The 20,678-nt window shown below is 60.1% G+C and carries 20 protein-coding genes and 1 tRNA gene; 7 read left to right on the forward strand and 14 right to left on the reverse strand.

The annotated features are described in order from the left end of the window. Positions 1-98: 98 nt before the first annotated feature. Together QN222_RS13615 and QN222_RS13620 are read right to left on the reverse strand one after the other, a co-directional pair. Positions 99-1,355, reverse strand: coding sequence for a cyclopropane-fatty-acyl-phospholipid synthase family protein (locus QN222_RS13615; protein ID WP_283961716.1), 1,257 nt, complete (start codon positions 1,353-1,355; stop codon positions 99-101). A 405-nt stretch (positions 1,356-1,760) separates the two neighbouring features. Beyond that, positions 1,761-2,759, reverse strand: coding sequence for a glutathione S-transferase family protein (locus tag QN222_RS13620; protein ID WP_283961715.1), 999 nt, complete (start codon positions 2,757-2,759; stop codon positions 1,761-1,763). 277 nt (positions 2,760-3,036) lie between these two features. Here QN222_RS13620 and QN222_RS13625 point away from each other — a divergent pair, with 277 nt between their 5' ends. After that, complete coding sequence (locus tag QN222_RS13625; protein ID WP_283961714.1) at positions 3,037-4,035, forward strand: glycerophosphodiester phosphodiesterase family protein; 999 nt, start codon at positions 3,037-3,039, stop codon at positions 4,033-4,035. Between the two features lie 69 nt (positions 4,036-4,104). Here the strand turns inward: QN222_RS13625 and era are convergent, their stop codons facing one another. The 8 genes from era to rpoZ all read right to left on the reverse strand — a co-directional run bounded on the left by era (position 4,105) and on the right by rpoZ (position 11,031). After that, the gene (gene era, locus QN222_RS13630) at positions 4,105-5,034 is read right to left on the reverse strand and encodes a GTPase Era (protein WP_283961713.1); all 930 of its coding nucleotides are present in this window, start codon (positions 5,032-5,034) and stop codon (positions 4,105-4,107) included. A gap of 8 nt (positions 5,035-5,042) precedes the next feature. Beyond that, entirely contained in the window at positions 5,043-5,759 is a 717-nt protein-coding gene (gene rnc, locus QN222_RS13635) for a ribonuclease III (protein WP_283961750.1), read from the reverse strand. Beyond that, on the reverse strand, positions 5,759-6,502 hold the full coding sequence (lepB, locus tag QN222_RS13640) for a signal peptidase I (protein WP_283961712.1): 744 nt from the start codon (positions 6,500-6,502) through the stop codon (positions 5,759-5,761). The genes rnc and lepB overlap by 1 nt, the downstream gene beginning before the upstream one ends. A gap of 144 nt (positions 6,503-6,646) precedes the next feature. Further along, positions 6,647-7,066 (reverse strand): holo-ACP synthase, encoded by a 420-nt coding sequence (acpS, locus tag QN222_RS13645; protein WP_283961711.1) that lies wholly within the window; start codon positions 7,064-7,066, stop codon positions 6,647-6,649. Further along, positions 7,063-7,620: a DUF2062 domain-containing protein gene (locus QN222_RS13650; protein ID WP_283961710.1), complete on the reverse strand. Its 558-nt coding sequence runs from the start codon at positions 7,618-7,620 to the stop codon at positions 7,063-7,065. The genes acpS and QN222_RS13650 overlap by 4 nt, the downstream gene beginning before the upstream one ends. A 189-nt stretch (positions 7,621-7,809) precedes the next feature. Further along, a complete protein-coding gene (locus QN222_RS13655) occupies positions 7,810-7,962 on the reverse strand; it encodes a DUF3563 family protein (RefSeq protein WP_136504102.1) in 153 nt (50 codons plus the stop codon). A gap of 332 nt (positions 7,963-8,294) precedes the next feature. Beyond that, on the reverse strand, positions 8,295-10,520 hold the full coding sequence (locus QN222_RS13660; RefSeq protein WP_283961709.1) for a bifunctional (p)ppGpp synthetase/guanosine-3',5'-bis(diphosphate) 3'-pyrophosphohydrolase: 2,226 nt from the start codon (positions 10,518-10,520) through the stop codon (positions 8,295-8,297). 103 nt (positions 10,521-10,623) lie between these two features. Further along, positions 10,624-11,031 carry a DNA-directed RNA polymerase subunit omega gene (rpoZ, locus tag QN222_RS13665; RefSeq protein WP_136504099.1) on the reverse strand — a complete coding sequence of 136 codons (408 nt, stop codon included), beginning with the start codon at positions 11,029-11,031 and terminating at the stop codon, positions 10,624-10,626. 469 nt (positions 11,032-11,500) lie between these two features. Between rpoZ and QN222_RS13670 the strand changes: the two genes are divergently transcribed. Then, on the forward strand, positions 11,501-12,079 hold the full coding sequence (locus QN222_RS13670; RefSeq protein ID WP_180940553.1) for an NYN domain-containing protein: 579 nt from the start codon (positions 11,501-11,503) through the stop codon (positions 12,077-12,079). A 48-nt stretch (positions 12,080-12,127) separates the two neighbouring features. Here the strand turns inward: QN222_RS13670 and smpB are convergent, their stop codons facing one another. Then, positions 12,128-12,607, reverse strand: coding sequence for an SsrA-binding protein SmpB (smpB, locus tag QN222_RS13675; protein ID WP_136504097.1), 480 nt, complete (start codon positions 12,605-12,607; stop codon positions 12,128-12,130). Further along, a complete protein-coding gene (gene dapA / locus QN222_RS13680; protein ID WP_283961708.1) occupies positions 12,607-13,491 on the reverse strand; it encodes a 4-hydroxy-tetrahydrodipicolinate synthase in 885 nt (294 codons plus the stop codon). The genes smpB and dapA overlap by 1 nt, the downstream gene beginning before the upstream one ends. A 297-nt stretch (positions 13,492-13,788) precedes the next feature. Between dapA and QN222_RS13685 the strand changes: the two genes are divergently transcribed. The 3 genes from QN222_RS13685 (at position 13,789) to QN222_RS13695 (ending at position 17,530) form a co-directional block, all read left to right on the forward strand. Further along, a complete protein-coding gene (locus tag QN222_RS13685) occupies positions 13,789-15,855 on the forward strand; it encodes a lytic transglycosylase domain-containing protein (RefSeq protein WP_283961707.1) in 2,067 nt (688 codons plus the stop codon). A gap of 158 nt (positions 15,856-16,013) precedes the next feature. Continuing rightward, complete coding sequence (locus tag QN222_RS13690) at positions 16,014-16,514, forward strand: BA14K family protein (RefSeq protein WP_283961706.1); 501 nt, start codon at positions 16,014-16,016, stop codon at positions 16,512-16,514. A gap of 143 nt (positions 16,515-16,657) precedes the next feature. Next, positions 16,658-17,530, forward strand: coding sequence for an alpha/beta fold hydrolase (locus tag QN222_RS13695; protein WP_336621027.1), 873 nt, complete (start codon positions 16,658-16,660; stop codon positions 17,528-17,530). Between the two features lie 95 nt (positions 17,531-17,625). On the opposite strand, the gene QN222_RS13700 is transcribed toward QN222_RS13695, so the two are convergent. Both QN222_RS13700 and QN222_RS13705 read right to left on the reverse strand, forming a co-directional pair. Then, positions 17,626-18,666 carry a porin gene (locus QN222_RS13700; protein ID WP_283961704.1) on the reverse strand — a complete coding sequence of 347 codons (1,041 nt, stop codon included), beginning with the start codon at positions 18,664-18,666 and terminating at the stop codon, positions 17,626-17,628. Positions 18,667-19,310: 644 nt separating this feature from the next. Further along, a tRNA-Ser gene (locus QN222_RS13705) sits at positions 19,311-19,400 on the reverse strand. 253 nt (positions 19,401-19,653) lie between these two features. Between QN222_RS13705 and QN222_RS13710 the strand changes: the two genes are divergently transcribed. Both QN222_RS13710 and QN222_RS13715 read left to right on the forward strand, forming a co-directional pair. Continuing rightward, entirely contained in the window at positions 19,654-20,010 is a 357-nt protein-coding gene (locus QN222_RS13710; RefSeq protein WP_283961703.1) for a hypothetical protein, read from the forward strand. A 197-nt stretch (positions 20,011-20,207) separates the two neighbouring features. After that, positions 20,208-20,633 carry a PilZ domain-containing protein gene (locus QN222_RS13715; RefSeq protein ID WP_283961702.1) on the forward strand — a complete coding sequence of 142 codons (426 nt, stop codon included), beginning with the start codon at positions 20,208-20,210 and terminating at the stop codon, positions 20,631-20,633. Positions 20,634-20,678 lie beyond the last annotated feature (45 nt).

The raw sequence follows: 20,678 nt of genomic DNA on the forward strand, positions 1-20,678 counted from the left end.
GGGGGGCCTGCCGCTTCGTTCACCGGAGGCGCGCTGCTTCCCCTTCTCCCAGCCTGGAGGAGAAGGGGCGGCAGGATGAGGAGGCGCCCATGCCGGCTCTAGACGGCAACCAGTTCCAATCGCCGACGGGTTCTCTCGAATTCGAGCAGTTCGCGTTCCTTTTGAGCGATATAGTCTCGCGAAACCGGCACCGATCCCAGCGATGGCGAAAGCTGTAGCTGGAAGACGAAGTGTTTGTCGTAGAGAAAGGCGGTTTCCGAGGCTGCGAGATAGAATTCCCACATCCGGAAGAAGCGTTCGTCGTAGAGTCGGACCGCCTCCTCCCGCCGCGCCACGAAGCGCTCACGCCAGGCTCTCAGTGTCCAGGCGTAGTGCATCGGCAGGACCTCGATATCCTTGACCAGCAGTCGGGTGCTCTCGACCGACGGCAGCACTTCGGAGAGAGCGGGGATGTAACCGCCAGGGAAGATGTATTTCTCGATCCAGGGGTTGGTGGCCCAAGGCTTGTAGATCTGGCCGATGGAGTGAAGCAGCATCACCCCTTCGGGTTTCAGCAGCTCTTTCATCTTGCGGAAAAAGTTGCCGTAGTTGCCGATGCCTACGTGCTCGAACATGCCGACGGAAACGATGCGGTCGAACTGCCGCCCCTCCATCGTACGGTAGTCCTGCAGCTCGAAGCGCACGCGGTCGGCCAGTCCGCGTCGCGTCGCGCGCTCGCGCGAAACCTTCAGTTGCTCCTCGCTCAGCGTGATGCCGGTGACTTCGACGCCGGACGATTCGGCGAGATACATCGCCATGCCGCCCCAGCCGGAACCGACTTCGAGCACCTTCTGGCCGGGCTCGAGCAAGAGCTTCGCCGCGATGTGCCGCTTCTTGGCGCGCTGGGCCTCATCGAGTGAAATTCCCGGCGGATGGAAATAGGCGCAGGAATATTGCCAATCCTCATCGAGGAACAGATTGAAGAGCTTCCCGTCGAGATCGTAGTGGTGCGCGACGTTGTGGCGATTGCGGTTAACGGGGAGCCGGCTCTTGAGCTGCTGACGCAGCACATGCAGCAGCGCCACGATCGAATTTCGGAAGTTCGCGGCGTTTTCGAGGTCGTTACACTTGGCAATGGACAGCACGTCGAAAATATCGCCTTCCTCGACGAGGACGCGACCGTCCATATACATTTCACCGAACTTGAGGCCGGGGTCCCGCGCGATGGCTTTTTCAGCCTCAGCATCGGTGATGCGTATCGTCGCGGGTTTCCCCGTGCCATCCCCGAGGACCACCTCTTCGCCCGATGAGAAAACCACCGTCAGTTTGCCCTTTTGGACAAGACGGCGGAGCATGTTGAACAATGCCGAATTCATATCCTACCTCAGCATCAGACCTACACGGACACATCGTCCTTCCGCACAGGAGACGCTCGGGCGGTTCGACCGGCTTTCGGAGGATATGCGCACAGGCACGTGCTTCAAGAAACGGCGCCGGGCGCATCCTGAAAAGCGAGAACCGACTTGGCTGCAGCCCACGGGTTCCGGCGGGCAGGGCACCGCAGGGTCGCCGCGCACCGGGGATTTCGTCAGGCTGGCCCACCGGGCTCCTATCCATCAGAACTTCCATTAACTTAGCGGCGTTCCACGGTTTATCAATGGGGTTCTTTGTGGCCCCTCAAAGATCTGCTTCCTTAGTAAATTCGAAGAAAAGCGGATTATCTGCTGCCCGTGTGTCTGGAAGAGCGTGGGTGTAGACCGCCCGCAGGGATCCCATCCGCTCTAATTTCCGAAGACCCCGAGACCGCGAAGGCGATTGCGATCGTGCGGCCGGTCGAAATCGAGCACAGGTCCCGCCGGAACTATGCCAGTCGGATTGACATGGCGGATGCCGTAGTAGCCTCGCTTGATTTGGTCTATGCGCACAGACTCGCGGATACCCGGCCACTGATAGATTTCGCGCAGATAGTTCGAAAGCGACGGGTAGTCCTCTATCCGGCGGATATTGCACTTGAAGACGCCGTGATAGGCGGCGTCGAAGCGGATCAGGGTGACGAAAAGGCGGATGTCCGCCTCCGTAAGATACGCGCCGGCAAGATATCGATTCTGAGCGAGATGCCGCTCGAGTTCGTCGAGCATGTCGAACAGACCGAAGACCGCCTCGTCATAGGCTGCCTGCGTCTTGGCGAAACCGGCGCGGTAGACGCCGTTGTTGACACGGGCATAGATCGGCTCGTTCCAACGATCGATCTCCGTACGCAGGGCGGCGGGATAGAAATCCAGGCGATTACCGGTCAGATCGTCGAATGCGGAATTGAGGATGCGAATAATATCGGCCGATTCGTTGTTGACGATGCGGCCTTCTTTCATGTCCCACAGCACCGGCACCGAGACCTTGCCTGTGTAGTGCGGATCGCTCGCCGTGTAGAGCTGATGATGATACCTAATCTCCCCGACACGAACGCCGGCATTGACAGGCTGATCATAGGTCCAACCATCTTCGCCCAGAACGGGGTCGGCGACCGTCAAACCGACAATGGTTTCAAGGCCCTTGAGGTTGCGCATGGCGATCGTGCGTGAAGCCCAGGGGCACACATAAGAGACAAAGAGCCGGTAGCGCCCTTTTTCAGCCGCCAATGCCGGTTGCCCATCGGGACCGGACCGGCCGTCCGGCGTGACCCAGCTGTGGAACCGAGTCGGCTCACGATGGAAGGCACCGTCCTTCATCTCGCTCGCGGCGACGTCACCCTTGACCCATTTTCCATCGACGAGCTGCGGCATGAGAGTCCTCCTGGTGCATGTTTCCTTAAATCGTAGCCGATCTAAGCATGAAAACATGCAGCAATTCAAAGTGCTACAGCGTCCGTTGCGCGTCTCATAAGAGGCGCGGCGCTGTAGGGGCGTTGCCTAAACCGGCACCGATGGCTTAGGTTCCATAGGGTTGATTTCCGGTCAATTGCGCGCGGAGGTGACAGATCGTTCGCAATCCGTGCGCCAGCGTTCGCATCATCCTCAGGCCACGTTGCCGGGTGAAGCGGGCGCCAGAGGAGAAGTCACGATGAAGAAGCTCATCGTTGCGGTGTTTGCCATTGCTGCCGCCCTCTGGTTCCTAAATACATCCATGCTGGCAACGCCGCCGTCTGGCACGGTAAAAATCCTTGCGCATCGCGGCGTTCATCAGGTGTTCGAACCGGACGGAATTGAAAACGATACGTGCACGGCCCAGCGGATCGAGCCGCCACGCCACGCCTATCTCGAAAACACGATCCCCTCCATGCAAGCGGCGATGGACAGCGGCGCCGAGGTCGTGGAACTCGATGTTCACCTCACGCCGGATCGCGAATTTGCAGTGTTCCACGACTGGACCCTCGACTGCCGCACGGATGGGACGGGCGTGACCGAGCAAACCCCCATGTCGAAGCTGAAGACGCTCGACATCGGCTACGGCTACACGGCCGACGGCGGCAAGACCTTTCCCTTCCGCGGCCACGCGCAAGGCCAGATGCCGACCTTGACGGAAGTATTCACCGCCCTTCCCCACGGCCGTTTCCTCATCAATTTCAAGAGCGACCGGCGGGCGGAAGGCGCGACGCTGGCGGTCCTTTTGCGCGCGCATCCCGAATGGCGGAAATCCGTATTCGGCGTCTATGGCGGCAGTGCGCCGACGCAGGAAACCCTACGGCTGGTTCCTGGGTTGCGCGGCTACGACAGGCAGTCCACGCTTGCCTGCCTCGGCCGCTATGCTGCCTACGGCTGGACCAGCATCGTACCGGAAGCCTGCCGCGATACACTCATCGTCGTGCCTGCCAACTACGCGCCGTTCCTTTGGGGCTGGCCCGACCGTTTTGCCGCGCGCATGAGAAGCGTCGGGAGCGAGGTCATTCTTCTCGGACGCTATGGCGGCGGCGATTTTACCTCTGGCATCGACAGCGCTGACGACTTGACACTCGTTCCCAAGAATTTCGCGGGCTACGTCTGGACCAACCGGGCCGAGACGATCGCCCCGCTGCTCGGGAAACGAATGGCGGCAACAAACCACCAGGCCAACCGCGAATAGGCGCAGCAATTCAAAGCGCTACAGCGTCCATTGCGCGTCAGATGCGACGCGCGGCGCTGTAATCGGCAGTCATCGTGGGAATTCGAGCCCCATTTCGCGGAAGCGCTCCGGATCGTCGCCCCAGTTCTCGCGCACCTTTACGAACAGAAAAAGATGCACGGGTTGCTCGAGGATCTCCGAGATCTCCTTGCGCGCGGCCGTCGAGATCGCCTTGATCGCCTCCCCGCCCTTGCCGAGCGCGATCTTCTTCTGGCTCTCGCGCTCGACATAAATCACCTGCTCGATGCGCACGGACCCGTCCTTACGCTCCTCCCATTTCTCCGTTTCGACGTGGGAAGCATAGGGGAGTTCCTGATGCAGGCGAAGGAACAGTTTCTCGCGGGTGATCTCAGCGGCAAGCTGGCGCATCGGAAGATCCGAGATCTGATCCTCCGGGTAGTACCAGGGACCCTCCGGCAGTGCCTTCGCAAGATAGTCCATGACGTCGTCGCAGCCGGAGCCGGAAAGCGCCGAGATCATGAAAGTGCGCTCGAACTTGACCATCTCGTTTGCCGCAGCCGCAAGCTTCAGCAAATCCTCCGGGCGAACCTGATCGATCTTGTTGAGCACCAGGATCTTCGGCTGATGGACTTCCTTCAGGCCTTCGAGGATCGCCTCGGCGTCCCCCTTCAACCCGCGCTCGCTGTCGACCAGCAGCATGATCAGATCGGCATCCTTGGCGCCGCCCCAGGCAGTCGTCACCATGGCGCGGTCGAGCCTGCGCCGCGGCTTGAAGATACCGGGCGTATCCATGAAGACAATTTGCGCGTTGTCATGGATCGCGATGCCGCGCACGATGGCGCGCGTCGTCTGCACCTTGTGACTGACGATTGATACCTTCGCACCGACGAGGCGATTGACGAGCGTCGATTTACCGGCATTGGTGGCGCCGATCAGCGCCACGAAACCCGAGCGGGTCGGCGCGCCGGCGGCGGCCGTATCATGTTCCATATTTGTCATAGCTTCCGTCAAATTCCGGCAGATTTCTGCTGCCAAACGCCTTCACGCTCCAGCAATCGTGTCGCGGCCACCTGTTCGGCGCCGCGCTTGGAGCGATCGGTTCCCGTCTCCGGCTCCAGACCCGCAACCTCGACCGTCACGGTGAAGCGCGGCTCGTGATCGGGGCCGGAGCGATCATCCGTCCTATATTTCGGCGCAACACCAAATTTGGCGTGCGCCCATTCCTGCAATTCAGTCTTCGCGTCGCGACGGGCTCCGTCTGCGCTGGCCGCCCGAGCCGTCCAGTGGAGCAGCACGAAGCGGCGCGCCGCCTCCAAACCGCCATCGAGGTAGATTGCCGCGATCAGCGACTCTACCACATCGGCGCGCACATTCATCATGTGCTTGCCGGTGATCTTCTTCACGTCCGAACCGGTGCGGATGAACTCGTGCAGCGACAGATCGTCGGCGACCTTGGCGCAGCTTTCGGCGCTGACCAGTTGGTTCAGTCGGACGGAAAGCTCACCCTCGTTCGCGTCGCGAAAGGTCTGAAACAGCAATTCGGCGACGCACAGGCCGAGGACCCGATCCCCCAGGAATTCGAGACGCTGGTAGTTGCTGCCCTTGGCGTTGCGGGCACTGGAATGCGTCAGTGCCCGGTCCAGGCGTTCCTTCTCGGAGAACTGATAACCGATCACGGCCTCGAGTCTTGCCCGATCCTCCGCGCTCAGCGATCTCCCCTTCATCATTCGACGACCTTGAACAGGCGATCGTAACGCAGATTTGCCGGCCACTTCCAGACCTCGCGGAACGACGTATCGTTGCCGAGCGAGAAGAAGATCAGGCTCGCCCGGCCCACAAGGTTCTCCGCCGGTACGAAGCCAACGTCGAAGCGGCTGTCGGCGGAATTGTCGCGGTTGTCGCCCATCATGAAATAGTGGCCTTCGGGGACGATGAACTCACGCGTGTTGTCGCCGCGCGAATCCGGAAACTGATCGAGCGTGTCGTAGGAAACGCCGTTGTCCATTGTCTCGCGGTAGACCGGCACGTCGCCACCGGTATCGTACTGGTCGTCGGCGCGAAATGCGCCGGCCGGAACACGATCCACAGGCTTGTCGTTGACGTAGAGAATGCTGTTCCTCACCTGGATCCGGTCACCTGGAAGGCCGACGAGACGCTTGATGTAGTCGATGTCGGGATTCGGCGGAAAGCGGAAGACAACGATATCGCCGCGGTTGGGCTCGCTTGCGAAAATTCGCCCGCTGAAAAGATCAGGCGAGAACGGCAGCGAGTACTTCGAATAGCCGTAGGCGAACTTGTTCACGAAAATGTAATCGCCGACAAGCAGGGTCGGCATCATCGAACCCGAGGGGATGGTAAAGGGCTGGAAGAAGACTGTTCGGATGACGACCGCCAAAAGCAGCGCCTGGATGATGACCTTGACATTCTCCCAGAGGCCGCTCTGCTTCGTTTCTGTCTTTTCTGCCACGCTGCTGTCTTCCTTCATCCTGCGTCGGATGCCCGATATTGCGCTTCAGGCTCCGTGCTGCGCGTCGCCACGCAATTCGATCCTATATGTTGCCGGAACCGCGCGCTTCAAGCGACCGCCGGTCCGTCTTTTCTGCAGAATGCTCTAAACCGTTCCCTCAACCGGGGCAACGGGCAGCGCCTCGATAATCACGAAGGCTTGTGCGAGCGGGAAGTCGTCCGTGATCGTCAGGTGAATGGCGGCACGATGGCCTGCGGGTAGTATTTTCTGGAGCCGCTCGGCCGCGCCGCCGGTCAGTTGCATCGTCGGCTTCCCGCCCGGCATGTTGACGACGCCCATATCCTTCCAGAAAACCCCTTGAGCCAAGCCGGTGCCCAATGCTTTCGAACAGGCCTCCTTGGCGGCGAAACGCTTGGCATAAGACGCTGCGCGGTTCTTGCGGCCGTCCGATTTGGCGATCTCGATGTCCGTGAAGCAACGGCTGACGAAGCGCTCGCCGAAGCGTTCGAGCGAGTTCTCTATCCGGCGAATATCGATGAGATCGCTGCCGATGCCGATGATCATGATGATTGTTCGACCTGTTGGGAACGCGCGCGCCGGCGGCGCCTTTGGAAAAGGCGGGCCGCCTGGTACGCGAGCGGGTAGAAGACAAGCGCCCCGACGATGGCGAGTGGCAGTGACCCGATGAGCATCGGTTTGAATACCGGCCCCCAGAGTTCCGTGAGCTTCAGGCGTTCGACCATATCGCCGATCTCAGCGCCGCTGAAAGCAATACCATCCTGCGGCCCTGTCAGCACCGTGCCGATCTCGTAAGATGCCGTCAGGATGACTGGAATGGTGACCGGATTGGCGAGCGCCGTCGTGATCGCGGCCGCAACCAGATTGCCGGAGAAAATCGACGCAAGGGCGACGGCAAGAACGATGTGAAGGCCGAAGAACGGCGTAAACGACGATGCGGCGCCGGCCGCAACCCCGACCGCGATCGAGTGCGGAGACGACGACAGGCGCAGAATGCGCAGGGCAACGTAACGCAGCCCGCGCGAGAGGCCCTTGCGCGGCCACAGCAGCGCGCGAAGCCTTTCGGAAATCGTAACCGGTTTTCTGCGCCTGAATAACATTATGCCGTCATAATCGCGTCTCGAAGCAGCCGCGGGCGCGACTAAAGCGCCTCCGCTCCGTTGTGGGCCGCAAGATAGGCGTCATGTCCGCCACAGGCAAGTCACCGACGGCGCCGCAGGGATCTGCAACAGAGCTATTCGTTTGACGCATAGCTCGTCGCGCAGCCCGCCCTGCGGCTGGGCGGCAAATCAGAAGCTGTTGCGGAAAAGGCCACGATCGATCTGACGCTGGCGGTATTCCAGGTCGATACGGTCGACGGAACCGTTCAGATAGGCGGCCTCACGCTCTTGAACGGTCGGGATGTGCAGGGCACGGGTGAGTTTCTTCAACTGCTTGAACATGGCAAACCTCTTCGTTTACCTCCCGAGCAGAAGATAGTTTGGCGACCATCGCCCCACCAGCGCCAGGATGAGGCGGCAGCCATGCAGACGACGCATGACAAGTGATCTTTCGCCCCCTCCCTGCCCATTCCGCGGGCAGATGCACAGAAAACATGTCGTTCCGAATGCGGCATCGAGGGTGGCCTGATCCAGGCGCGACTCAATGACACGAACCGCCAACCATCGCGGTTGAAAAATGCCGATGGTTGATGGACGTCTCCTACAGCACCGCGCCTCTTATCGAACGCGCAAAGGATGCTGTAGCGCTTTGAATTGTTGCAGGCTTTACGTGGCTATTCGAACAGCCGCTTGACCATGGAAATGCTCGGCAACTCCTTGAGCTGGGTGATCAGATGGTTCAACTGACGCAGATCCCAGACTTCCAGGTCGAATTGCAGTTCGCTGAAATCCGCCGCAACACGTCCCATCGAGAGCGAACGGATGTTGACGTCGGTCGTCGCGATCGCTTGGGCGATCTCCGCCAGAGTGCCGGGTTCGTTCAGCGCACTGACCGCGATCCTGGCTATGAACCGGCTGTTGTTCGCCTCGTCGAGATCCCAGCGCACATCGATCCAGCGCTCCGGTTCGTCATCGAACTTTTGCAGGATCGGCGACTGGATCGGATAGATGGTAATCCCCTTGTCGCTGTCCATGATGCCGACGATGCGGTCGCCCGGAACGGCACCGGCCGGACTAAAGTGCACCTCGGCATTGCCGGAAAGGCCGCGGATCGGCAATGCTTCCGGCCCTTCGGCCTGTTGCTCTGCGACCGTCTCTTTCGTGCGGCCGGGCAGCTTGAAGACCATTCCTGCGGCGCTGCGCATATTGAACCAGCCGTCGTCTGCGCTGGGCTTGACCGTGACGCGCTCGTCCTGATGATCAGGGAAAACCGCACGCAGGACGTCGAGCGAGGACAGCTCGCCCCGTCCGACCGCGGCGATTGCGTCCTCGACCTCTTTCTGCCCGAGCCTGTGCAAGGCCGGCTTCAGCGCCTCCCGCGAAAAATTCTTGCTTGCGCGTTCGAAGGTTCGCTCCAGAATGCGGTAGCCGAGACCGGCATATTGCTTGCGGACGGCCGCTCGGGTCGCGCGACGGATCGCAGCGCGCGCCTTGCCGGTGACCACGATTTCCTCCCAGGCGGGCGGCGGCACCTGAATGCCGGAGCGGATGATCTCGACCTCGTCACCGTTGTTGAGGCGTGTGACCAGCGGCATGATGCGGCCGTTGATCTTGGCGCCGACGCAGGTATCGCCGATATTCGTATGCACGGCGTAGGCGAAGTCGATCGGCGTGGCGCCGCGCGGCAGTGCGATCAACTGCCCCTTGGGGGTGAAACAGAAGACCTGATCCTGGAACAGTTCCAGTTTCGTGTGCTCCAGGAACTCCTCGGGATTGTCGCCTTCGGCCAACGATTCGATCGTGCGGCGAAGCCAGGAATAAGCGTTCGACGTCGGTGACCGCGGCGCATCCGTCGCCACGGCGTCGCGATCCTTATAGAGCGCGTGCGCTGCGATGCCGTATTCGGCGATATCGTGCATGCGTTTCGTGCGGATCTGCAGCTCGATGCGCTGGCGCGACGGGCCGATGATCGTCGTGTGCAGCGATTGGTAGTCGTTCTGCTTCGGCGTCGAAATATAGTCCTTGAAGCGACCCGGGACGACACGCCAGCGTGTGTGCACGATGCCGAGTGCCCGGTAGCACGAAGGGATATCATCGACGATGATGCGGAAGCCCCAGACATCCGACAGCTGCTCGAAGGAAAGCGATTTCGACTGCATCTTGCGAAAGACCGAATAGGGCTTCTTCTGGCGTCCCTTGACCAGCGCCTCCTTCAGGCCCTCGGCCTGCAGCAGTTCGCTCAACTCCTCCTCGATCTTCTTGATGAGGCCTTCGTTGCGCTCGGACAGTTCCTGCAGCCGCCTGGTGACGGTTTCGTAGGCCTCCGGGTTGATATGGCGGAAAGCGAGGTTCTCGAGCTCCTCGCGCATGTCCTGCATGCCCATGCGTCCGGCCAGCGGCGCGTAGATGTCCATCGTCTCTTCGGAGATGCGTGCGCGCTTCTCCGGCGACATGTGGTCAAGCGTGCGCATGTTGTGCAGGCGGTCGGCGAGCTTGACGAGCAGAACGCGGACGTCGTCCGAGATGGCAAGCAAAAGCTTGCGAAGGTTTTCTGCCTGTTTCGCCTTCTTGGTGACGAGATCGAGCTTCTTGATCTTCGTCAGCCCCTCGACCAGCGCACCGATGTCCTCACCGAAGAGATCGTCGATCTCCTGCCGCGTCGCGGTCGTGTCCTCGATCGTATCGTGCAGCAGCGCAACCGCGATCGTGGACTCGTCCAGGTGCATTTCCGTAAGGATGGCCGCCACTTCGAGGGGATGGGAGATGTAAGGGTCGCCGCTTGCCCGTTTCTGCTGGCCGTGCTTCTGCATGGCATAGACGTAAGCCTTGTTCAGCAGGGCTTCATTGACGTCGGGCTTGTATTTCTGCACGCGCTCAACGAGCTCGTATTGGCGCATCATCCGCTGGCGGCTCCGTGGGAAAAGGCAAACAAAAAAGTGCGCCAATCATAGGAGTGGCGCACTGCTTTGAAAACACGTTGGAACAAACGTTCCGGAACGGATCTTAGTAGTCGTCGCTCTTTTCCGGGGGCACAAGACCTTCGATGCCCGCAAGCAGTTCCTCTTCGGACATGCGGTCGAAGGTCAGCGCTTCCGGCTGATCTTCCTCTTCCGCCGCGTCCGCGAACGCGGCCGCCGCTTCCGGCTGGGTCAGCGAAGCCGGATCGGGCTCGGGCTCGTCCACCTCGACATGCTTCTGCAGCGAGTGGATGAGGTCTTCCTTCAGATCGCCGGGCGAAAGGGTCTCGTCGGCGATCTCGCGCAACGCGACGACGGGGTTCTTGTCGTTGTCGCGGTCAACGGTGATCGCAGCGCCCTGCGAAATCAGGCGTGCGCGGTGGCTGGCGAGCAAAACAAGTTCGAAACGGTTGTCGACTTTGTCAATGCAGTCTTCGACGGTGACGCGGGCCATAGCCTGTCCTTTGCAACTCAAGGCGCGGCGGCGTTGCCGCTGCACGGATTAAACGACACGAGACCGGAACAGCCGTCATTTGACAGCCTCATCGGCTCCGATTTCTGGAATTAGCCGCCCGGATACAATCAAAACGGCATAAGTTCAAGTTTTTCCTGCATTCGGTGCTCACATCGACCAATGACACATGGTAGAATATAGTGTCTTGCGGGCCGCAAGTATGGGCCACACATGGTGATTGCCTTGCACAATGCAATGGTCGAAAGTGCAGCAGCAATCGGAAATTGAAGTGTGGACGAACTGCAGCAACTGCTAAAACTAGCTATATGCGCCGTGCGCTGCTTGGATTAATGCGTGGTATAACCTACATTATTTGCAATATCAGCAATTATTAATGTAATCCACCTATTTTCTGCGCACCCTCCCCCGGGAGGTCGAAGCTGCGCCGGGCATGGAAAAGGAAATTACGATGTTCGATCCCCGCGAGAAAATCGCACTTTTCATAGACGGCGCCAATCTCTACGCCGCATCGAAAAGTCTCGGTTTCGACATCGACTATCGCAAGCTGCTGAAAGCATTCCAAAAACGCGGGTATCTGCTCAGGGCCTACTATTACACCGCGCTTATCGAAGATCAGGAATATTCGTCGATCCGTCCATTGATCGACTGGCTGGACTACAATGGCTACAAGGTCATCACCAAGCCGGCCAAGGAATTCACGGACTCGCTCGGACGACGCAAGATCAAGGGCAACATGGATATCGAGCTGGCGATCGACGCCATGGAGCAATCCGAGACAGTCGACCATCTCGTCATCTTCTCGGGCGACGGCGACTTCACCACGCTCGTCGAAGCGCTGCAACGCAAGGGCCGCAAGGTCTCGGTGGTCTCGACCATGTCGACCCAGCCGCCGATGATCGCCGACGATCTGCGTCGCCAGGCGGATCACTTCATCGACCTCGTGACGCTTAGAAGCGAAATCGGCCGGGAACCCTCGGAACGCACACCGCGTGCCGTCGAGCCAGTGGCGGACGACGTCGAACTTTAAGATCAGGAGTTCATGCGAGGCAGCGCGAGCGCCCCCTCACCGGCTGGATCAGCCGCGCTCCTTGAGGAGCCGGTTCTTCTGCCGGTTCCAATCGCGTTCCTTGGAAGTCTCGCGCTTATCGTGCAGTTTCTTGCCCTTGCCGAGCGCAAGTTCCAGCTTGGCCCGCCCGCGATCATTGAAATAAATCCGCAACGGAATCAGCGACATGCCTTCGCGGTTGACGGCACCCTGCAGCCGGTTCACTTCCCGCTTCGACAGCAGCAACTTGCGACGCCGGCGCGTTTCGTGGTTGAAGCGGTTGGCCTGCAAATACTCCGGCAGGTAGGAGTTGATCAGCCAGATCTCGCCGCCTTCGTCGGTCGCGTAGGATTCGGAGATGTTGGCCTTTCCTTCGCGCAACGACTTGACCTCCGTGCCGGTCAGGACAAGACCGGCTTCGTAAGTATCGACGATCTCGTAGTTGAAGCGGGCCTTGCGGTTCTCCGCCACGACTTTCTTGACCGTGCGCTGGCTGCCTTTGGGGGCCATCAGTTCATCAATCCCGCATGCCTAAGCGCGGCATCGATCGCCGCTTCGGTACCCGGCTCAAGCGTCGCCAAGAGCGGCGAACGAACGGCACGGCTCATCCGCCCCAGGCGATGCAGTGCGTATTTTGCGCCGCAGAGGCCAGGCTCCATGAATATAGCCTTGTGGAGCGGCATCAGTTTGTCCTGGTACTTGAGCGCTTTGGCGTATTCACCGGCAAGCGTCGCCTCCTGGAATTCCGCACAGAGGCGCGGCGCTACATTCGCGGTAACGGAGATGCAGCCGACACCACCATGCGCATTGAAACCAAGAGCTGTCGCATCCTCCCCGGAGAGTTGTACGAACTCCTTGCCGCAGGCCATACGCTGCTCGGAGACACGCTCGATCCTGCCGGTCGCATCCTTGACGCCGATGATCGTCGGATAGGCATTTGCCAACGCGGCCATTGTCTCGACGCCCATGTCGACGACTGAGCGACCGGGAATGTTGTAGATTACGATCGGTAGCTTCACGCTTTCGGCGATTGCTCCATAGTGAGCAAAGAGACCCTTCTGCGTGGGCTTGTTGTAATAGGGCGTCACTACCAGGAGGGCGTCAGCGCCCGCCTTTTCGGCATGCTGCGCAAGCTCGATCGCTTCGGTCGTATTGTTGGAGCCGGCACCGGCAATGACGGGCACGCGTCCGGCCGCCGCTTCGACACAGAGTTCGACGACCTTCTTGTGTTCGTCGTGGGACAAGGTCGGCGACTCCCCGGTCGTGCCCACCGGCACCAGCCCGTGGCTGCCCTCTTTTATCTGCCATTCCACATGCGCGACGAAACTATCCGCGTCCACCGAGCCGGTGGCGGTGAACGGTGTTACGAGTGCGGGAATGGAACCCTTGAACATGCACAACTCCTGACGGCCGCAAGGAGCAGGAAACTCCCACGCTTTGGCCGCAATCGACGGTTAAAAAACTGCCGCACCATAATCATGTGACGTGGTTGCGGCAAGCGTCGTGAAGACGCATTTCATGTCGGTTTTCACCCAAGCGATAGCGCGAGAGGCGGTTCGGCCAGCTCGAAGCGATGCTGGAACGGGCCCCCGTGGAAATACCGCACCCATGATTTGCGGCCATCGACAAATGCAGCTAACTTTTCGGCAGGCGATCCGGCGGAGAATGAACGGGGACACACGGGGCTCTTGATGCGCGGACCACTCCTTCTGCCCGTCGCCGCCATGGTCGGCGCCGTGATGCTGTCTGCCTCGGTTCTGGCGAGCGAGGCGCGGGCACCGGTACCGGCGAACAAGCCAGGCTCAGCCGGCAAAGCGGGACGGGTCGCGGCCAAGGACCACACCAGCGCAATACCCGCGGCCGTCACGCCGATCGACGCAGACTTGAAAGCAGGCCTCGACGCGCTTTCCAGTCGCCAACCCGCCAAAGCAATCGCCGTTCGCGACGGGATGCCCTCTGGAACACTGGAGCGCCACATCCTCACCTGGGCCATCGTCGTTTCTGGGCAAAAGGGCATTCCATCCTACGAAATCGCCGAGGCACAGCGGGAGCTTCAAGGCTGGCCCGGCTTGAAGTCGCTGCGGGCGCATTCGGAAAGGGCGCTCTATCGCGAAAATCCGCCTGCATCAGATGTGATCGCCGCCTTCGGCGCGACCGAGCCCGAAACGGCGGAGGGCGCCATCATCCTCGCCCGGGCACTCGCGGCCGAAGGACAAAAGGCAACAGCGGCGACGCATCTGCGCGGCATCTGGTTGAAAGACGCGCTCGATAAGGACACCGAAACGAAGATCCTCGCGGAATTTTCCAGTCTCCTGACGACCGCCGACCACGAGCGCCGTATGGAGATGCTTCTCTACCGCAGCCGCGTCGAGCAGGCGGGACGCTTCAGCGATCTTGGCAAGGCGCAATCGCTTTATCGGGCTTGGGCTGCCGTTATCCGTGGCAACGGCAACGCGGCATCGCTGATCGAGACAGTCGATTCGTCGTGGCGTGACAGCCCCGCCTTTCTGTTTGTCCGCATCGAGCATCTGCGCAAGCAGGAGAAATACCAGGAGGCCGCCAAGCTCCTCGCTAAAACGCCCAAGGATCGCGAAGCCCTGGTGAACCCGGGCGAATGGTGGACTGAGCAGCGGATCGTCAGCCGCGGGCTGCTCGACGCAGGGGATTTCCGCAGTGCCTACCGCATCGCCGCCAACCACGCGGCAACCGACGCGACCGACATTGTCGACGCGGAGTTCCATGCCGGCTGGTACGCGCTGCGAGGCTTGGAAGATCCGGCAACGGCGGCAGGACATTTCCGGAAGATCCTGGAGGCGTCGAGCCGGCCGATCTCGGCCTCACGCGCCTGGTACTGGCTGGGACGCGCCGCCGAGGCGGGCGGCCCCGGCGATTCGAGCGAATATTTTGGCAATGCGGCGCGCTACCCGGGCACGTTCTATGGGCAACTTGCCGCAGCCAGGCTCGACCGCCCGACGCTTGACGTAAGCTACCCCTCCCCGACGCAGGAGGATCGAACACGATTCGAACACCGCGAAGCTATCAGGGCCATTGCCCGGCTGGACGCCGCGGGCCACGGTTGGCGCGCGGACAGCCTTTATCGGTCGCTGGCGGAAGAATTGACCAGTCCCGGCGAGCTCGCGATGCTTACGGCGCGCGCGGAAAAGACGGGCGATCATCAGCTTTCGCTGCAAATTGGCAAAATCGCTTTCGCCCGAGGCATCGATGTCGCCGCGCTTGCCTTTCCCATCGGCGTCATCCCGTCCAGCGCCGATATCACGGGCGCCGGCAAGGCGCTTGCCTATGCGATTGCCCGGCAAGAAAGCGCCTTCAACCCGGCCGCCGTCTCCGCCGCCAATGCCCGCGGCCTGCTGCAACTTCTGCCGGGTACTGCCAAAGGCGTCGCAAGCCGCTTCGGCCTTGCCTATTCCAAGGATCGCCTGACGACCGACGCAGGCTACAACGCGACTCTCGGGGCGCACTATCTCGGCGAGCAGATCAGCAGCTTCGGCGGCTCCTACATACTGACATTCATCGCTTACAATGCCGGCCCTGGCCGCGTGCCGGAATGGCTCGAGCGTTATGGCGATCCACGCGGCAAGCCGATCGATGACGTCGTGGACTGGATCGAACGCATCCCCTTTCAGGAGACGCGCAACTATGTCCAGCGGGTGATGGAGAATTACCAGGTCTACAAGTCCCGTTTGGGAGAGCCCGCAGACATCGTCTCGGACTTGAGAACAGGGCGACAATTGCCCTGAGGTCAGATGACTTCCAGCGTTCAATCCCAAAGCCATCGTGAGGCAGGGCGCGACGATCAAATGATCGTGATTGCCCGCCGGAACATGGCACAAAATGCGAACTTAGCCATTTTCCTGTGAAAGGAATCGGTTTGTCCAGAAAGGAAATGGTGAAGCCAATGAAGACGTTAGCAATTGTCGCTCTGTCACTGGCGACGGCAATCAGCAGCGTTCCGCCCGCGGAAGCATTTCCTGTCATTCCGGTGGTGAAGCCGCAAGCCACGGACATTCAACGCGTGCAGTTTCCTTATGAGCGTGGCGAGGAACGGAAGGGCCGCGCGTGTAGTTTGCCGTATTGCGTATCTGGCCATCGGTACAACCGGCGCAGCTATCGCGACTATCGCCGCAGCTACTATCGCGATCGCTACCGTAACCGCTACCACCGCCGTTACTATCACGATGATGACGACAATGATTTCGGCGCGTTCATCGGCGGCCTGGCGACCGGCGCGATCGTCGGTGGCCTGTTGAGCCAGCCGAGATATTCCGGCCCGAGATACGGCGGCGGCAGCTCTCATACCCGCTGGTGCTATGCGCGCTATCGATCATATCGCGCCTGGGACAACACTTATCAGCCGTATGGCGGCCCCCGTCGCCAGTGCTATTCGCCTTACAGCTAACGCACCCAGCTCGGCAAGCCACGCCTCTTGAGGTGACAAGCCGTTCTGTCGGCACAAACCGTCGTGCCGGCCAAGCATCCGCCCACTTGCCGTTGCGAATCCAGACGTTACGATTTCACTCTTCTCGAGCGAACGGAGTAATGATGGATCGGAGTGATTTTAGCGAGCATCTCTTTCGGATACAGGACGGCTTGCAGCTCTATGCCAGATCCTACGGCGATCGGCGGTCCAGACATACCCCAGTCGTCTGCCTCCCCGGCCTTACTCGCAACAGTCGCGACTTCCACGAACTCGCGGGCTTTCTTGCCTCTCCGGCGGGAGGCGGGTTTTTCGTCCTCTCTCTTGATTCCCGTGGGCGCGGCGGCTCGGAGCGTGACCACGACAGGACTCGTTACACGATCGCGGTCGAAACCTCGGACCTCATTGCCGCCTGTGCCCATTTTGATATCGAGAGGTCGATCTTCATCGGCACGTCGCGCGGCGGCCTGATCCTGCATCACCTCATCGGCCTTGCCCCCGCCTTGATCGCAGGCGTCATTCTCAACGACATCGGTCCCGTCATCGAAATCGAGGGCCTGCTGCGAATCCGGGACTATCTCAACGCAGCGACAGCGCCCAAGGATTGGGCCGCCGCGCCTCGTTACTTGCGGTCCATGCACGGGAAAGATTTTCCAATTCTTGGCGAGCACGATTGGCAGGAGATGGCGAAGGCGATCTATCGCGACGAAGGCGGCGTCCCGGTCGCGGACTTCGATCCGGCGATCGCGGCACCATTGCAGACGCTCACGGTCGATACGTCACCGCCGGACCTTTGGCCGCAATTCGAAGCCTTCGCCGGCCTGCCGCTGATGGTCGTTCGTGGGGAGCGTTCCACGCTGCTATCGGAGGCCACGGTCGAGGAGATGAAGCGTCGGCATCCGAAGCTGATGGCCGTGACCGTGGTCGGACAGGGCCACGCACCGCTTCTACATCTCGATGGCCCGAGACAGGCTATAGCCGCCTTTCTGCAGCGGTAAACGTACGCAGAAGCCCCTCCCCGACCACGAACGCCCAAAACGAAAAAGCCCGGCTCGAAAGCCGGGCTTCCCTAACTGACCGAGGTCAGGTCAGATTAGAAGTCACGCTGCAGGCGGAGGAAGCCGAAGACTTCATCGTCGCCGTCATCCTGATCTTCGTACTGAACCGACAGACGGGTGGCGAGACCTTCGGTGATCTTGTAGTCAACCGTACCGCCAACGCGCCATGCGTCGTCGCTGCCGAAGTCGGTGAGCGAGCCTTCGGACAGGTTGCCGAAGTACTGAGCACCGGGGGTGATAGCGAGCCTGTCGTTAACGTTCCAACGGTAGGACGCTGCAACCGTCCACTCAGACCGTTCCCAGTAAGCGTTCGGGTTGGATGCCCAGATACCAGCGACCTGGAAGACGCCCGGGCCGAGGTCAGCCGAAAGCAGAGCACGGATCGCGCCTTCTTCGAGTTCGGTGTCGAAGCCGCCGAGCAGGTCGAAGCTTACGCCGCCGAGGGTGGCCGAAACGATACCGGCAACGCCGACGCCGTTGTCCTTGGTGGAGGTGCCTTCGAGTTCGTCGACCGAAACGCCGGCCTGGAAGGTGCCGCCGTCATAGAGGTAAGCGAGCGAGTTGAATTCGGTAAAGTTGCCGAGCGTGTCGGTTTCACCGTTCAGACCCTTATCCCACCAGCTGTAGAAGAAGCCGGCCTTGAAGCCGCCGAGTTGGATGTAGGCTTCGTCGACGTCGATGAAGCTGTCGCCAACGTCGGTGTCGTTGTCGGCGTTGAACTCAGCAGCGAAGAAGCCGGTGAGCGTGCCGTACTCGGTGTCGCTCTTGGCATCGAACGAGATGTAAGCGCGGGAGAACATATCCCAGTCCGACGTGGCCTGGTTGCCGAAGTCGTTACCATTGTAACGGCTGGTTACTTCATCACGGCCGAACGAGCCCTGTACGCGGATGAAGCCGCCGATCTTGAGGCAGGTTTCGGTGCCCGGGATGTAGAAGTAGCCCGTGCCGAAAGCGTCGCAGACGCGAACGTATTCCATGGGCTCCGGCTCGGCGGCGACGATTGCGTCGGCTGCCTGAGCGCCGGATACTGCTGCGAGAGCAGCAGCGGAGCCGAGAAGAAGGCTCTTGATGTTCATTTCTGACCTCCAGTCAAAAGTTTCAAACGGGTCTGGGTTTCTTTGCTGAAGGACAGCGTTCCCTGCCCCATCCCCAACGTTCAAGAAGTCGGACGATCAACCGCCCTTGCTTCCGGAGTTGAAAATACAAAACCGGATGGGGCACGCAACGACCAACTTGCCAGATCACCTCCTTTGCGCTGCCCTTCCCTGATCCCTGTTGCTGAAACGACACAAAATCGCCTCAGACCACCCGAGGAAATTAATAAAGGGTTAAGAAAATCCTTTAGCGACGGGGGGTTAGCATAAAGGACCAGCGGGCGTCCTGTTTCAGAAAGGGGCAGAAAATGGCCGAAAACGGGGGCAAAACCGGGCATCGACAGTCCCGCCTTGCTGTCTTCTCACAAACAAGGCGCCACCCAAACGGCCTCTGACGAAATGGCGACCGGGAGATTTTTGCCGATTCACAAGAGAATCAACGCACTGGATTCGCGAATCCTTCAGGCCTTCTGACTATCCCGGGAATCGAACGACTCGTCGCGAGCGGCAAACGAGGAGAAGGCAAGCATGTGGACAGGCGGGCATGATTTTGCAGGTGCGCAGAAAGCGCCTTCCGGTGTCGCGATCAAAGATCGGCGGACGCCTACAATAAAACAATCAAAAGATGGCGGAGAAGAAGGGATTCGAACCCTCGATACCGTTTCCGGTATACTCCCTTAGCAGGGGAGCGCCTTCGACCACTCGGCCACCTCTCCGTTAGCGCCTGACTAGTGTCACCGCGCCATCAATGCAAGATTTTTTTGTCGGATTTCAGGAAATCACACGATTTTCATCCGCTGGCTGCACGTCGGGCGGCCCCATTGTCGGCGATGTGCATCGCGGGCGGTGGGCACACGTCGCAAGGCCGAAGCAAGTCCACTTGCGGAAGATCACCAATACGCTGTCGAGCGCGGCGATTCCCGCCGAGCGTCGCAATGGATAGAAGAAACGGCATTTTCGGAGGCTGCGATGTCGATGATCATGCATGTCGCGCAAGCAAAGCCCGGCCAGTCCGCGGCCGTGTACCAGCATTATTTCATCGAGCGCCCGTGCCGCATCCTCGTCATCGGTAAGCAACTGAAGGCGAAGACCAAGTATCAATGCCTGCTCCGGCATATCTCGATTGGCGGCGCAATGCTCGACTTCAACGCCGCGATTATACTACCGAAGCACTTCTTTCTGGAGATCGACGGCTTCAAGGAGGAAATCGGCTGCGCCGAGGTCCATCGCAGCGGCACGGAGCTCGGCGTGCGTTTCAACATGCTGCTTGCCCAAGACTTTCTGCGCCGGCTGATCCGGTTGCAGTTTTCGAGTGGCGGGTTTTAGAAGCAACTGCGTCGACGCTCAAATAAAGCAAGCTCATTAGATTCTTATCGATTGCTTTCAAGGGATTGCAAGTTTCCCGCTGAATACTGATGAGAACGCCTTCCTGCCCATGCGCTTTGGGAGGCACCGGCAAATGACTTGCCCGGACTTCGTGGAATCACAATCGCTGCTTCATGCGGCGCTCCGGAGTATGACGCATGCTGCAGTCGACCATGTATTCGCTCGTCCCCTCGCCGTTTTACGAGCGTAAATACGAGCGCTTTTCGATCGGCCAGGCTGGCACGCTGATGTCGGTGCGACCGGCTCTCGGCGGCGTCTCGATACGCGCCTGCAAAATGATCGACATCTCGCGCGGCGGCGCGAGCTTTTCGGTGAGCACGACAATCGGGCTGTCGCAGCACTACTATCTCCACATCGTCGGTACGAGATTTAGAATCGGATGCGCCGAGGTCTACCGCAAGGGGGAGCGCATCGGCGTGCAATTCATCAAGACGATCGACGAGGCATTCCTCCACGAAATCGTGCGCCACGAGTTTTTCACCGGGCAAGACAAAAAGACGCATGCCAACCCTGCATCGGTTTCGCGTCGTCCCGCATCAGTCAACTGGGGCTTCGTCGAGTGACGCCCTGACGAGGCAGGCAGGCCGATCTTTTCCGCAAAATCGATT

The sequence above is a fragment of the Sinorhizobium sp. 6-70 genome, from assembly GCF_030124375.1.
Lineage (GTDB): Bacteria > Pseudomonadota > Alphaproteobacteria > Rhizobiales > Rhizobiaceae > Sinorhizobium.

Bases quoted from the DNA above. Each gene is read 5' to 3' on its own strand.
- QN222_RS13655 (WP_136504102.1), bottom strand. From the start codon at position 7,962: ATGTTCAAGCAGTTGAAGAAACTCACCCGTGCCCTGCACATCCCGACC.
- QN222_RS13685 (WP_283961707.1), top strand. From the start codon at position 13,789: ATGCGCGGACCACTCCTTCTGCCCGTCGCCGCCATGGTCGGCGCCGTG.
- QN222_RS13690 (WP_283961706.1), top strand. From the start codon at position 16,014: ATGAAGACGTTAGCAATTGTCGCTCTGTCACTGGCGACGGCAATCAGC.
- QN222_RS13700 (WP_283961704.1), bottom strand. From the start codon at position 18,666: ATGAACATCAAGAGCCTTCTTCTCGGCTCCGCTGCTGCTCTCGCAGCA.
- QN222_RS13615 (WP_283961716.1), bottom strand. From the start codon at position 1,355: ATGAATTCGGCATTGTTCAACATGCTCCGCCGTCTTGTCCAAAAGGGC.
- QN222_RS13660 (WP_283961709.1), bottom strand. From the start codon at position 10,520: ATGATGCGCCAATACGAGCTCGTTGAGCGCGTGCAGAAATACAAGCCC.
- QN222_RS13625 (WP_283961714.1), top strand. From the start codon at position 3,037: ATGAAGAAGCTCATCGTTGCGGTGTTTGCCATTGCTGCCGCCCTCTGG.
- QN222_RS13620 (WP_283961715.1), bottom strand. From the start codon at position 2,759: ATGCCGCAGCTCGTCGATGGAAAATGGGTCAAGGGTGACGTCGCCGCG.
- rnc (WP_283961750.1), bottom strand. From the start codon at position 5,759: ATGAAGGGGAGATCGCTGAGCGCGGAGGATCGGGCAAGACTCGAGGCC.
- rpoZ (WP_136504099.1), bottom strand. From the start codon at position 11,031: ATGGCCCGCGTCACCGTCGAAGACTGCATTGACAAAGTCGACAACCGT.
- QN222_RS13650 (WP_283961710.1), bottom strand. From the start codon at position 7,620: ATGTTATTCAGGCGCAGAAAACCGGTTACGATTTCCGAAAGGCTTCGC.
- QN222_RS13695 (WP_336621027.1), top strand. From the start codon at position 16,658: ATGGATCGGAGTGATTTTAGCGAGCATCTCTTTCGGATACAGGACGGC.
- acpS (WP_283961711.1), bottom strand. From the start codon at position 7,066: ATGATCATCGGCATCGGCAGCGATCTCATCGATATTCGCCGGATAGAG.
- QN222_RS13715 (WP_283961702.1), top strand. From the start codon at position 20,208: ATGCTGCAGTCGACCATGTATTCGCTCGTCCCCTCGCCGTTTTACGAG.
- dapA (WP_283961708.1), bottom strand. From the start codon at position 13,491: ATGTTCAAGGGTTCCATTCCCGCACTCGTAACACCGTTCACCGCCACC.
- smpB (WP_136504097.1), bottom strand. From the start codon at position 12,607: ATGGCCCCCAAAGGCAGCCAGCGCACGGTCAAGAAAGTCGTGGCGGAG.
- QN222_RS13710 (WP_283961703.1), top strand. From the start codon at position 19,654: ATGTCGATGATCATGCATGTCGCGCAAGCAAAGCCCGGCCAGTCCGCG.
- era (WP_283961713.1), bottom strand. From the start codon at position 5,034: ATGACAAATATGGAACATGATACGGCCGCCGCCGGCGCGCCGACCCGC.
- QN222_RS13670 (WP_180940553.1), top strand. From the start codon at position 11,501: ATGTTCGATCCCCGCGAGAAAATCGCACTTTTCATAGACGGCGCCAAT.